Source organism: Thermocaproicibacter melissae (assembly GCF_024498295.1).
In the GTDB taxonomy this organism is placed as follows: Bacteria; Bacillota; Clostridia; order Oscillospirales; family Acutalibacteraceae; genus Thermocaproicibacter; species Thermocaproicibacter melissae.
Genome location: NZ_CP101827.1, coordinates 1258097 through 1271273, shown reverse-complemented (window position 1 = coordinate 1271273; position 13177 = coordinate 1258097). Strand labels below are relative to the sequence as shown.

General features: G+C 52.4%; 11 protein-coding genes. 7 read left to right on the top strand and 4 right to left on the bottom strand.

Features of this window, described 5'->3' with window-relative positions; all coding sequences use genetic code 11:
* The first annotated feature begins 31 nt into the window (after positions 1 to 31).
* A complete protein-coding gene (locus NOG13_RS06250; protein WP_283109719.1) occupies positions 32 to 1237 on the top strand; it encodes an FprA family A-type flavoprotein in 1206 nt (401 codons plus the stop codon).
* 63 nt (positions 1238 to 1300) lie between these two features.
* On the opposite strand, the gene NOG13_RS06245 is transcribed toward NOG13_RS06250, so the two are convergent.
* The gene (locus NOG13_RS06245) at positions 1301 to 2986 is read right to left on the bottom strand and encodes a M3 family oligoendopeptidase (RefSeq protein ID WP_283109718.1); all 1686 of its coding nucleotides are present in this window, start codon (positions 2984 to 2986) and stop codon (positions 1301 to 1303) included.
* A 168-nt stretch (positions 2987 to 3154) separates the two neighbouring features.
* Between NOG13_RS06245 and srtB the strand changes: the two genes are divergently transcribed.
* The 4 genes from srtB (at position 3155) to NOG13_RS06225 (ending at position 8133) form a co-directional block, all read left to right on the top strand.
* Positions 3155 to 4096 (top strand): class B sortase, encoded by a 942-nt coding sequence (srtB, locus tag NOG13_RS06240; protein WP_283109717.1) that lies wholly within the window; start codon positions 3155 to 3157, stop codon positions 4094 to 4096.
* 105 nt (positions 4097 to 4201) lie between these two features.
* Complete coding sequence (locus NOG13_RS06235; protein WP_283109716.1) at positions 4202 to 6655, top strand: alpha-L-arabinofuranosidase C-terminal domain-containing protein; 2454 nt, start codon at positions 4202 to 4204, stop codon at positions 6653 to 6655.
* A 170-nt stretch (positions 6656 to 6825) separates the two neighbouring features.
* Positions 6826 to 7557, top strand: a complete 732-nt coding sequence (locus NOG13_RS06230; protein ID WP_283109715.1) for an HAD family hydrolase — start codon at positions 6826 to 6828, stop codon at positions 7555 to 7557.
* 180 nt (positions 7558 to 7737) lie between these two features.
* Positions 7738 to 8133, top strand: a complete 396-nt coding sequence (locus NOG13_RS06225) for a secondary thiamine-phosphate synthase enzyme YjbQ (protein ID WP_283109714.1) — start codon at positions 7738 to 7740, stop codon at positions 8131 to 8133.
* Positions 8134 to 8231: 98 nt separating this feature from the next.
* On the opposite strand, the gene NOG13_RS06220 is transcribed toward NOG13_RS06225, so the two are convergent.
* Positions 8232 to 10127 carry a heavy metal translocating P-type ATPase gene (locus NOG13_RS06220; RefSeq protein ID WP_283109713.1) on the bottom strand — a complete coding sequence of 632 codons (1896 nt, stop codon included), beginning with the start codon at positions 10125 to 10127 and terminating at the stop codon, positions 8232 to 8234.
* A 301-nt stretch (positions 10128 to 10428) separates the two neighbouring features.
* Positions 10429 to 10917, bottom strand: coding sequence for a deoxycytidylate deaminase (locus NOG13_RS06215; protein ID WP_283109712.1), 489 nt, complete (start codon positions 10915 to 10917; stop codon positions 10429 to 10431).
* Positions 10918 to 11014: 97 nt separating this feature from the next.
* Between NOG13_RS06215 and rsmA the strand changes: the two genes are divergently transcribed.
* Both rsmA and NOG13_RS06205 read left to right on the top strand, forming a co-directional pair.
* Entirely contained in the window at positions 11015 to 11899 is an 885-nt protein-coding gene (gene rsmA, locus NOG13_RS06210) for a 16S rRNA (adenine(1518)-N(6)/adenine(1519)-N(6))-dimethyltransferase RsmA (RefSeq protein ID WP_283109711.1), read from the top strand.
* The gene (locus NOG13_RS06205) at positions 11892 to 12140 is read left to right on the top strand and encodes a hypothetical protein (RefSeq protein ID WP_283109710.1); all 249 of its coding nucleotides are present in this window, start codon (positions 11892 to 11894) and stop codon (positions 12138 to 12140) included. Before rsmA ends, NOG13_RS06205 begins: the two co-directional genes overlap by 8 nt.
* Here the strand turns inward: NOG13_RS06205 and NOG13_RS06200 are convergent.
* Complete coding sequence (locus NOG13_RS06200) at positions 12127 to 13155, bottom strand: homocysteine S-methyltransferase family protein (protein WP_283109709.1); 1029 nt, start codon at positions 13153 to 13155, stop codon at positions 12127 to 12129. The genes NOG13_RS06205 and NOG13_RS06200 overlap by 14 nt on opposite strands.
* Positions 13156 to 13177: the final 22 nt, after the last annotated feature.

Genomic DNA, 13177 nt, shown 5'->3' with positions numbered 1-13177 from the left:
TCTCGTGTGTTAACTTCAGGAGGTTTCAAATATGCACTGCGTTCGCAAAATAACAGAAGATCTTTATTGGATCGGTGTCAATGACAGGCGCTTGGCGCTTTTTGAAAATATCCATCCAATTCCGCGCGGCGTTTCCTATAACTCTTACGTGCTTCTCGATGAAAAAACGGTGTTGTTCGACACGGTGGATTGGTCTGCCTGCCGCCAATTTCTTGACAACCTTGAGTTCGTTCTGAACGGAAGAAAGCTCGATTATCTCGTCATGCATCATGTTGAGCCGGATCATGCCGCCTCGCTGCAGGAGATTCTTCTGCGCTGGCCGGAGGTGAAAATCATCGCAACATCCAAGGCATTTGACCTGCTCAAGCAATTCGGCATAAACACGGATCACTTCGAGGAACCGGTCAAAGAGGGGGATACCCGCTGCTTCGGCCGCCATACGGTAACATTCTTTGTCGCGCCGATGGTGCATTGGCCCGAGGTCATGGTCACGTTTGACAAGACCAACGGAGTGCTCTTCTCGGCAGACGCATTCGGTTCTTTCTCCGCCCTGAACGGCAAGCTGTTTAATGATGAGGTCGATTTTGACCGCGACTGGATTGACGAAACCCGCCGCTATTACACGAACATCGTTGGAAAATACGGGATGCAGGTGCAGACTTTGCTGAAAAAGGCAAAGAAGCTCGACATCAAGATGATTTGCCCGCTGCACGGCCTCGTGTGGCGTTCCAACCTCGAATACATTCTGGATAAGCACGATAAATGGAGCCGCTATGAGCCGGAGCAGAAAGGCGTTCTGATTGTTTTTGGCTCCATGTACGGCAACACAGAACGCGCCGCGGATGCGCTTGCCGTGAAGCTGACCGAAAAAGGCGTGAAAGATATGGCAGTCTACGATGTCTCTTCCACGCACGTTTCCACCCTCATTGCGGAAAGCTTCCGCTTCAGCCACATTGTCCTTGCCTGCGTAACTTACAACCTCGGCATTTACCCGCCGATGCAGACATATCTGCACGACCTGAAAGCCCTCAACGTGCAGAACCGTACATTTGCCATCATGGAAAACGGGTCCTGGGCATGCACATCCGGCAAGCTCATGACGGAATTTGTCCAGAAGGAACTGAAAAACTGCAGCGTACTCGAAAACAAGGTTTCCATTCGTTCCTCTCTCGGCGACGCCGGCGAGCCTGCGCTTGACAGTTTCGCTTCTGCAATTGCAAAGTCTGTCAACGGCTGATATCGTTTCAGAACATGAAAATCCCCCGAAGCGCTTATGATGCGCTCGGGGGATTTTTTACTCTCAGGCTTTGCCGGAATCAATGAATCGACATACTTCTTCGCTGATTTTGCGGATGCACCCGCGCTGGAACGGGAGTTGCAGCCCGGCGTCGTTTACAAGCTCCACATACGTCTTTGTCCCGCCTGCTTTTACAAAGTCGAGGTAGCGGGTGAACGCTTCTTTCCAGTCCTTTTCGGAGGCGGACCAGAATTCGAGTGCCGTTGTCTGCGCAAGGCAGTAATCAATATAATACAGCGGGAAGGAGTAAATGTGGTGCTGGCGCTGGTATCCGCCGCCCTCGCAGAAATAGGGGATGCCCTCGAAATCAATCCACGGGCGGTAGGTGTGTTCGAGCTTCAGCCATGTCTGCTTACGCTCGTCGGGCGTCATTTCCGGATGTTCGTAGACAGCGGTCTGGAAATGGTCCACAAGACATCCGTAGGGAATGAAATCGAGCGCAACCTCGAGCTGGTAGCGGTGGAACTTTTCCGTGTCGTCACCGAAAAACAGCGGATCCCACGGGCGTGAGAACAGCTCCATGGACATGGAGTGCGTTTCCGCAGCGTCCATAGTCGGGGTGCGCGTTTCCGCAATTACCATGTCGCGTGACACATAGTCGGCAAGCGCATGGCCCGCTTCGTGCGTCAGTACTTCAACGTCGCCGGCCGTACCGTTGAAGTTGGAAAAGATAAACGGCGCCTTGTAGCCGGGAATGCTGGTGCAGTACCCGCCGCCGGCTTTCCCTTTTTTGCTTTCAAGGTCGAACAGCTCGTTTTCTCGCATAAACCGGAAGAATTCACCGGTCAGCGGGCTCATTTCGTTGTACATTCTCTCCGCTGCGTCCACAAGTTCCTTGGTGCTGCCCTGCGGCTTTGGATTGCCGTCCGGGAAGATGCAGTCGTTGTCCCAGAACTTGAGAGCAGAAAGCCCCAGACGCTGCGCCTGTTTCTTCTTGATGTCCGTAATAATCGGCACAAGCTCGTGCACAATCTGTTCGCGGTATTCCGCCACTTCTCTCGGCCCGTAGCAGTTGCGCCCAAGGCGGTCGTAGCCCAGCTGAACGTAGTTCTCATAGCCGAGGCGATGGGCCTGTTCCGTGCGGTTTTTCACGAGTTCGTCAAAAATCTCGTCGAGCCGCTTGGAGTTTTCCGAGAAAAACTCGGCGGCTTTCGTCCAAGCCTCGCGGCGTACCTCGCGGTCAGGCGAAATGGTATATTTCTGAATCTCCGAGAGGTTCAGCGTTTCGCCGTGGAAGTCGATTTTTGCGGAAGCGAGGAGTTTCTCGTACTCCGTCACAAGCGCATTTTCCCGTTTTTGCAGTTCCGTGGTTTTGTCGGAAAAAGATTTCAGAGAAAGGGCGATGTTGGTAAAGAAAAGTTGGCCGGTGCGTTCCGCAAGTTTCTCTTTGAAAGCGGAACGGTTCACAGCTTCATAGAATTTTTGTCTCCAACTGTTCATCACAGGGTTGTTCGCATCAAAAAAGGCCATTTCTTTTTCGTAAAACGGGTCGGTTGTGTTGATGCTGTTATGGATGTACGCGATGGTAGACATGGTGTCGAAGTCGCAGGTCAGCTTTTCGTGCTCGAGAATCAGCTCATATTGCTTCTCAGCGGAATCGGCTTTCTCGAATTCTTCCGTAATGCGGGCATATTCCCGTTCGATGGCGTCTAAATCGGGGCGTTTGTACGGCATTTCTGAAAATTTCATTCAGGTTCCTCCTTGCAGGAAGCTTTTTCTAAAGCTATTATACTATATCTTTTCGCGGTTAAACCGGAAAATCAAAAATCAAGGCTTGTATCGCCATTGCTTTACAAACAAGCCCCAAAATGCTATTCTGAAACTAACAAACAAGTCAGAGATTACGGAGGCAGCGGTATGCGGTATAAGTACAAAAAGAAGAAAACTGCACAGCACAAGCGCCTGATTACCGTATTAATAATTTTTTTTACCGTTGTTTTTTTGGACAGCGCGGGAGTCTTGATTTACCAGATGGTAATTCTCCCCGTACAGTCCGACCATACGGTAAACGAGGCGCGTGCGATTTACCGGAAGGACAATGCCGCTTCCAGTGCCGCAGCCACGTCGGAGAAAAATACTTCTCTTGCGGAGCTGCAAAAAATCAATCCCGATGTGCAGGGTTGGATTACAATTCCCAACACGGTCATTGATTACCCCGTGCTCTGCCCTCCGAAAAACGATGAGGACTATTACTTGACCCATGACTGGAAGAAGCAAAGCTCAAAATACGGCAGCATTTATACTTTGAATGAAAAAACCGCACCCGGAACCAATAAGATTTTGTTCGGCCACAGCATGAGGGACGGCCGAATGTTTGCGGCTGTGCTGAAATACGCAGACCTCAACTTTTACCGCTCCGCTCCTGTTTTTACATATCAGGAGGGAACCGAAGTATCCAAATGGAAGGTGTTTGCGGTCATTAAAACCAACACAAAGGCGTCGCAGGGAGAAGTGTTCGACTACCTGAAAACAACGTTTGCTACTTCCGATGATTTTCTGGAGTTTCTTTACGAAGTGCGGCTTCGCTCTATGCTGACGCTTCCGGTAAACATCAGCCCCTCGGACGAAATTCTGACGCTTTCAACCTGTTCCTATGAATTTGACGGCTTCCGCACGGCGGTGTTTGCCCGTAAGGTACGCGCGGGTGAATCGGATTCGGTAGATACAGCCGCAGCAAGCGTCAACAACAGCGCGCTTTACCCGGACTGCTGGTACCGCAAATACGGCGGGACGAAACCCACCTTTCCGTCGTTTGCCGAAGCGCGCAAGCAGGGAACGATTTCGTGGCTGATATCCTGACACATACCATAGTCACAATTTTCTGATTGCGTTTTGGCGAATTTCTGTAAGTACAGCGTGGCTCTTGTTTGCGGGCCGCGTTTTGATTTTTGGGAGGAGTGTTCCATGAGCAGAATTCAGATTCATACAAAGGAAAAACGATTTCCCGTAGCGCCTGATTTATACGGTCTGTTCTTTGAGGATATCAACCGCGCGGGAGACGGCGGACTTTACCCGGAGATGCTTCGCAACCGCTCCTTTGAAGATTCCCTTCTTCCGGAAGGCTGCATAACGAAGGACGGAGGAAAAACTTTTGTGTCGCCCACCGGGTGGATCGAGGAATTCAACGGCGGCGAAGGGATGAACGACTGGGTGAAGAATCATCCCGTGGCTCCTACACCGATTCCCGCATGGTATTCGGAAAACGCTGAAATCACGCTCAATGGGGAGGATACACTGAATAAAAACCGCAGGGTTTCTTTACAGACGTCGTTTCGCCCCGGCGGAGTGATCCGGAACATCGGTTTCTGCGGAGTGCCGCAGGAAAAGGGAAGACGGTATCACCTCTATGCTTTTATAAAAGCGGACAGGCCCGTAACCCTCGAGGTTTCGATTGCAGAGGGCAAAAATATTTCCGCATGCGGGAAAATAAAAGTTTGCCCTGGAGATTATACAAGGCACGACCTTGAGCTCACCGCTTCCATAACAACCAGAAATGCAGAACTCCGTATTATGTGCGGAGAGGAAGCTGTTGTGAACTTCGGCTTCATTTCTCTGATGCCGTGTGACACCTTCATGGGCCACGGCCTGCGGGTTGACCTTGTGGAAAAACTTCGCGACCTTCATCCTTCGTTTCTGCGTTTCCCCGGCGGCTGCATTGTGGAGGGTTTCACAAAGCAGACAGCCATGTATTTCAAAAACACCGTCGGTCCTGTGTGGGAACGCCCCAGCCACTGGCTTCTGTGGCATTACCGCACGACGAACGGGCTCGGCTTCCACGAATACCTGCAGCTGTGTGAAGACCTCGGTATTTCGCCGCTGTATGTCTGCAACTGCGGAATGAGCTGCCAGGGTAGGCAACCATACTATTTCACCGAAGACGAAACGAAGGAGATGCTGGAGGATACCCTCGCGGCGCTGGAGTACGCGCGCGGCCCCGTAAGCTCCAAATGGGGCGCTCTTCGGGCGAAAATGGGCCATGCGGAGCCGTTTCCGCTTCGCTACCTTGAAATTGGCAACGAAAACGGCGGTCCGGAATACGAGCGGCGCTACAAACTTGTGCGGAAGGCTGTGCTGGAGCGTTACCCGGATATAACAATCATTGCAAACGACAGAGGACGCGGCGAGATTCTTGAAGCAGACATGGTGGATGACCATTATTACAACATGCCGGAATTCTTTGCGGAAAACGTCGGCATTTATGATTCTTACGACCGCACGAAGCCAAATGTATTCGTCGGCGAATTCGCTGTCAACCAGACTTATGAGGGTCAGCTTCGCGCCGCCATCTCCGAGGCTATGTTCATGGTGGGCCTTGAACGCAATCAGGATACCGTGAAGCTTGCCTCTTACGCGCCGCTGTTGGAAAATGTGAATTTCTCCTCTTGGTACCCCAACCTGATTATTTTTGACAACCGCAGGAGCTATGCCATCCCAACCTATTACGTCTGGCGTATGTTCGGAAGAAACCGGGGTGATTACGTCGTCAAGTCCGAGGAGGAAACCGGCAAAATTTACCGCGACTTTCACGGACTGCCGATGGTCTGCGGCGATTTCGGCATGCGTTTCCGCAATGCGGTCTACAACGGGAAGCCAGTTGCTCCTACCCGCGAGCTTCTCGGGAAAATAGTGCCGGAGGGCGATGAATACATTCTTGCAGAGGACCCGGAGAGCGTGTTCGCAAAACATCCGGCGCCGTTCCATGTGCCCGGCTTTGCCGCACTCGGGGAAGACCTTGAAAGCCGTGAAGGCGTGTTTGAAGCGGAAGTCTTTGCGGAAGAGGGCAAAGAAATCGGGGTAGGTGTTCTCTGCGCCCCGAAACCGCTGAGCTTTTACGACAGGATGAATCCAAACCCGCACGGGGAGTGGATGCTCACAAATCTGGAGCCGCTTCGCTTCGTCATCCGGGACAGGAAAGCGCAGATTGTGCGCGGCACCATTATGCCGAAACCGGTGAGCGAACAAAAACCGGTTGAACTTGCTGCCGGCCGGTTCCATAAGCTTCGCTGCGAGGTGGCGGAAGGTTTTCTCCGCTGCTACATTAACGGCAAGTTTGTGGTAAGCACCGAGCTTCCGCATTACCCCACCATGGCTTCTGTTACAACAGTTACCGACCGTGAAGTCATTATTAAGGCGGTCAATTTTGCAAACACCGCGGATGAAATTGCCATTTCTCTCGACTGCGAAGTCGAAAGCGACTACACACTCTCCATCCTCAGCGGCGCCGCTGACGCGGAGAACAGCTTTGAAAACCCAGATAACGTGCACGACGAGGTTGTTCCAAGAAGCGGTGCAGCGAAAGAATTCCGCTACACTGCACCTCCGCTTTCCGTAAGCGTTCTGCGCCTGCGCAAAAAATAGAAGTGCCTACACAAGGCCGAGGTTTTGGTATAGATCTAAAAAGCAGTTAAAAAGGGGCGGCATCGGTGAACGCCGGTGCCGCCTTTTTGCCGGCAAAATCAGGTGTAACTTTACATTTTTCCGGTAATCCTCTATACTGAATTTAATTTGCGAGCAAAGGAGGTGTCCTCTTGACAAAACAGGCTGCTTTTTTCGATATCGACGGCACCATTTCCCGTGAAGGGTTAATCAGCGAGATGTTTAAGAAAATGATTAAGTATGAGCTGATTGACGCCAGCCAATGGTACAATGTTGTGGAACCGGCCTTTACAAGATGGGATAAGCGCGTCGGAGACTACGACGATTACTTGCAGAAAATGGTGGATATCTACACCGAGACCGTGAAGAACACGAACTCCTTTCACATCTGCTACATTGCAAAGAAAGTCATTGAGCAGAAGGGGGAGCGCGTTTACACCTACACGCGCGAACGAATCCGCTGGCACAAGGAAAACGGGCACAAGGTGATTGCCATTTCGGGTTCGCCGGTGGAACTGGTGCGGGAGATGTCCCTGAAATACGGAATGGATGACTACCGCGGCACAATTTATAAAGTGGGTGAAAACGGCGTTTACAGCGGCGAGATTGTTCCCATGTGGGATTCCGAAAGCAAGCGGCTTGCGGTTCTGGGCATGGCGCAGGATTATGGCATTGACCTTTCGCAGAGCTATGCCTACGGGGACACAAACGGAGACTTTGCCATGTTCAAGCTCGTAGGGCACCCGGTGGCAATCAACCCAACGCGCGAGCTTCTTGCCAACATTCAGGCAGACAAAGATTTGCGCGAAAAAATCAGCATCATAGTGGAGCGCAAGGACGTGGTTTACCGCCTCCATGCGGATAGCCTCGAATTGTTGGACTGAAAGCCCGTATACCAGCTCCCGCCTGCCGGTGAAGCTGGCGTATCAAGAACGGTTTGAAACAAAAAGCGACGCTTTGAAGCGGAAGGCCGCACTTAAAAGCTGACACATGCGGAAAGCATGCGCTGATTTGCGGCTTCCGCAGCGAGCAAACGATGAAAATTCAGGAAAGGGTGATGGAAAATGTTGTTTCATTACAGCCTAAGGACAGAACCGGAAGGATTCATCAATATCACAAGAACGGTCGAAGAGTCGCTTGCCAAAAGCGGGGTAAAGGACGGGATTTGCGTCGTCTTCTGCCCGCACACCACCGCGGGAATCACCATTAATGAAAACGCGGACCCCGATGTAAGGCATGACCTTTTGCTCGGATTATCCCGCGCATTTCCCGACCGTCCGGAATTTTTGCATGCGGAGGGAAACTCCGCCGCGCATCTGAAGGCAAGCTGCGTCGGTTCCAGCGTCACAGTACCGATTGAAGATGGCCGGCTGGTGCTCGGCATCTGGCAGGGCATTTATTTCTGCGAGTTTGACGGCCCCCGCAATCGTAACTACTACGTTAAGATTCTGAACGGATAACGCTGTGAAATCCCAGCACGCCGTGGCTGTGTTTCTCGGCAATATAAAATCCCCCTGATGCAGTCTGCATCAGGGGGATTATTTTTTGCGAAAAGTCGCTAGGAATGAACAGGCGCTTTTAGTGTTCTCGTGGCATTGAGAACGGCCAGAATCATGACGCCGACGTCGGCAAAAACCGCAAACCACATGGAAACGGCGCCAAAACCGGCCAGAATCAGAATAAGAAGTTTCACCGCCAAGGCGAAAACAATGTTCTCACGGGCAATTTGGATGGTACGCTTTGCGATGCCGACTGCCAGCGCAATTTTGGAAGGTTTGTCATCCATCAGTACAACATCGGCGGCTTCAATAGCGGCGTCGGAACCCATGGCGCCCATGGCAATGCCCACGTCCGCCCTTGCAAGAACCGGCGCGTCGTTAATCCCGTCGCCGACGAATACAAGCGACTGTTTTGCCTGCTTTTCGGCGAGAAGACTTTCCACACGGCTTACTTTGTCCGCAGGGAGCAGCTCGGCGTGGTATTCATCAATTTCAAGTTCCTCTGCCACCCGTTTCGCGACTTCGCTGTGGTCGCCGGTGAGCATGACGGTTTTCGCTATGCCGGCTGCCTTGAGCGTATGCACGGCTTCCTTTGCATCTTCCTTCACCGCATCGGAAATGACTATGTGGCCGGCGTATTCGTTGTCAATCGCGACGTGAATGAGGGTTCCGGCGTGATGGCACGGCCGCCATTTGGCGCCGATTGACCCCATCATTTTGGAATTGCCGACGCAGACGACTTTTCCGTTGACAACTGCGCGGACGCCTTGCCCGGAGATTTCCTCCACATCGGTTACGGAGCAGTCGTCCGCTTCGTTCGGATAAGCCTGCCGAAGCGACACTGCGATTGGGTGCGTGGAATAGCGTTCCACGTGCGCGGCAAGGTGCAGAAGCTTTGTTTCATCGCAGGTATCCGGGTGTACGGCGGTGACAGCAAAGACGCCCTTTGTCAGGGTGCCGGTCTTGTCGAACACGACAATTCCTGCCCTAGAAAGGGCCTCCATGTAGTTAGAGCCCTTCACAAGAATTCCGTTTTTCGAGGCACCGCCGATTCCGCCGAAAAAGGTGAGCGGAACGGAAATGACAAGCGCGCATGGGCACGAGACAACAAGGAACATGAGCGCGCGGTACATCCAAGAAGCAATGTTTCCGCTGAAATTACCGGAGAAGAGGGGAGGGAGGAACGCCAGAATGACTGCGGCGCCGACGACAATCGGGGTGTAGTACCTTGCAAATTTTGCGATGAAGGTTTCGCTTCTCGATTTGTTTTCGCTCGCGTTTTCCACGAGGTTGAGAATTTTTGCGGCCGTCGATTCCCCAAAAGGCTTAGTTACCTTTACCCGAAGGACACCGGAGAGGTTGACGCAGCCGGAGAGAACAGAGTCGCCCGCGCGGATGGTGCGGGGAGCGCTTTCGCCGGTCAGCACTACGGTATTCAGGCTGCTCGTTCCTTCCAAAACAATGCCGTCCATCGGTACCTTTTCGCCCGGCTTGATGACAATGATTTCCCCGACCGACACATCTTCTGGTTTAGCGGTGATGACTTCGCTGCCCCGTTCGACGTTCGCACTGTCTGGGCGAAGGTCCATCAGTTGCGTAATCGACCTTCTGCTTTTTCCTTCCGCGAGTTCTTGGAAGAGTTCGCCTACTTGAAAGAACAGCATGACGAATACCGCTTCCGGAAATTCCGGTTCCGCATCCGGCAAAAAACCGATACAGAGCGCGCCGATGGTAGCAATGCTCATTAGAAAGTCCTCATTGAATACTTCTCCGTGGAGGATACTTTCACCGGCCTCAAGGAGGATGTCATAGCCCGCCGTCAGGTACGGTACCAAGTAAAGCAACAGGCTGCCCCACAGCGGCAGTACTGTGTTTCTGTCAATGATGTATACTGCAACAAGCAGAACAGCAGTTGCGATGATTCGGTACAGCTTCTTTTTGTTCTCTTTTTCCATGTGAATCACCTCAAGCGGATTTTTCGAGTGTATGCTTTGTACGGCTAGCACTGCAGCGAGGGCTTAGAGCCAATATTCCAAATCGTATCACAGTTTCAAAATACCGCATCAAAATGAACAATTGAACAACTATTCAATTGATACTACCATTATATTGAAATTCGGGTGCGATGTCAACAAAAATCGAAATTCATTTTTGGAACTGTTTCGAGGATAAAAGACCGCGCTCGACTGAACCTGCAACTTTGCATGAAAAAAATCCCCCGAAAATCGGGGGATTAACGGCAATACACATGTACAATTAATAACCGAATTTGCCGGATAAAGATTCGTCGTCGGTGACCCATTCGCCGACATCCGTCACCGAGAATGTACCCTCACCGGTCCTTGCAACAACGCGGATGATGCCGGCATTGATAATCAGCCGCTTGCACAAGGAGCAGGGAGCAGGGTTTTTCACGTATTCTCCGGTTTTTGCCTCACGCCCAACGAGATACAGAGTTGCACCGATCATTTCATCGCGTGCTGCGCTGATGATGGCGTTCATCTCTGCATGAACCGAGCGGCAGAGCTCATACCGTTCCCCGCGGGGAACCCCAAGTGATTCGCGGACGCAATAACCAAGGTCGATGCAGTTTTTGCGGCCGCGCGGCGCACCGGTGTAGCCGGACGAAATGATTTCATCGTGGTTGACGATGATGGCGCCGAAATTTCGGCGCAGGCATGTCCCGCGCTCCAAAACGGTTTCCGCAATGTCGAGATAATAATTGGTTTTGTCCGTTCTTCCCATTTTCTTCTTTCCCTCCGATGCTTGTGGAGTGTTTTCGTGGAAATTCCGCCTATGCTGTGTTATAATAACAGGCAGAAATGCGGAGGTTTTCTTACTTATGAATTTATCGGATATCCGCACCGTGAAGGCGGTTCTTGCCCGCTACGGTTTCCACTTTTCTCATTCACTCGGCCAAAATTTTATCATTAACGCAGATATCTGCCCAAAGATGGCCCAGCTTTGCGGAGCATCGCCGAATACAGGCGTCCTCGAAATCGGCCCGGGGTTCGGCGTGCTCACCCGCGAGCTTTCGGCGCGGTCGGCAAAGGTCGTCGCCATTGAACTGGACCGCAGCCTTGAGCCGGTGCTGAAGGAAACGCTGGGTGACTGCAAAAACGTGAGCATCGTCTGGGGCGATGCCATGAAGCTCGATCTTTCGACTCTCATTCGCGAGGAATTCGAGGGAATGGAAGTCGCAGTCTGCGCTAATTTGCCTTATTATATCACTTCGCCGGTCATTATGCGAGTCCTTGAAGAAAAACTTCCGATTACCGCGATGACGGTCATGGTTCAGAAGGAAGCTGCCGAACGCCTCTGTGCCGCGCCGGGAACGCGCGCCGCGGGAGCAGTCAGCGTATCCGTTCAGTATTATTCAGAACCGAAAATACTATTTGGCGTACCACGTTCCTGTTTTTACCCGCAGCCGAACGTGGATTCCTGTGTTATCCGCCTAGAAGTGCGCAAAAAACCGCCGGTAAGCGTACGCGATGAAAAGCAGTTCTTCACCGTTGTGCAGGCGGCGTTCAGCCAGAGAAGAAAAACGGCTGTCAATTCGGTTGCCGCAGGTCTTTCGATTCCAAAAGAAAAAGCGGCTGCCGCTTTTGCAGCAGCCGGAGTCGCACCGGATTTGCGCGCCGAAAGGCTCACAATGGAACAGTTTGCCGCGCTTGCGGACGCGCTCTATGAATTAAATTCCGAGAAAGGGGACGGCACCGATGGATGACGAGAAACTTGCGGTAATTTTGTTCGATATCGGCTTTGTGATGACGCTTGCATCAATGGTCATCGGCCCATTTGGCATCACCAACTGGGCTATTATGCTCGCAGGAATTGCCTGCTGCTTGGCGCTCGGTGCAATGGCAATCGCCTTTGAAGGCTGGGACGTTCCGCCGGAAGATGTGCAGGTTCCCGAACCAACCGAAGAACAGGATACCAATAACAGGCAGGACGTCAGTAGACAATAGCGCCGTATTTTGCGGCGATCGGTTCCAAAACATCGCGTTCGATGGAGGAACCCGAGTCAACAATCAATCGCCCCTGAACATAGCGCAGGGCAGCGTCGAGCACAACAGGACTGTCCGCCCGCACCGCAATGGGAAGGCGAGACATGGAGACACATTTGCCCAGAAGCTCGGCGTCGCTGACGCTCTCCACATAGACGAGCGCCGCATTGACCTGTTCGTCGTCAAGGTCAATCAGCTTATCGACCAGTGAGGCGGAGCAGGGAAGAGGCTCGCTCCATCGTATATCGTCGCCGAGAAAGAACGTTTCACGGTCGGACGCTGCAGCTAAGCAGTCAGGCTCTTCGGAGATATCCGGAGGGCCGAATTTTTTTGCAAGTTCCCCAATCTTACGGTAATGCTCCGGGGTGGTTCCATGGCCGCACCCAAGCAGTCTGACACCGGCCTCCAGAAGCGGGCGAACCGCTTCTGCATATTCTTCGGGGGACTGATTGGGTTTTGCGTCGGCAATCACGATAAGCGGAACCGTCGTGTGTGCTGAGGCCCGGCGAATGCTTTCCAACATGGCCTCGTCGGGAATACCGCAAAGGCCGAAAGCCTGAATTCCCATCGCCTGCAGGGTGATGAGGGAAGAAAGAAAACTGCAGTTCCTGCTTCTGCGGTCAGCCGTCAGGCAGGCGGCCACCGGCAGGTCTTTGTCTCTTGCCGCCAGAAGCGCCGCGCGCATATCCGCAAGCGACGTCTGCCGATTCAGCAGCAGAAAACGCACCTTGCTTTCGTTAAGGTCGCATATCTTCTGGCGGTAGTAAGAATAAACAGCGTCAAAGTCGAATTCCTTTTCGGAATCGTACAGAATCCCCGAGGGGCCGAACACGGCTCCGCAAACGCAAGTCTCCGCGCCGGAGGAACCCATTCCGCCGCTGATGACGGAATAGTTGGATAATCGAACGGGAGCGTCGCCGTTTTCCGGCGTATCTTCTTTTTTCAATACCGCAGGCAGGCCAAACGGAATCTCCATGTTAATACACCGTAATCCTTTC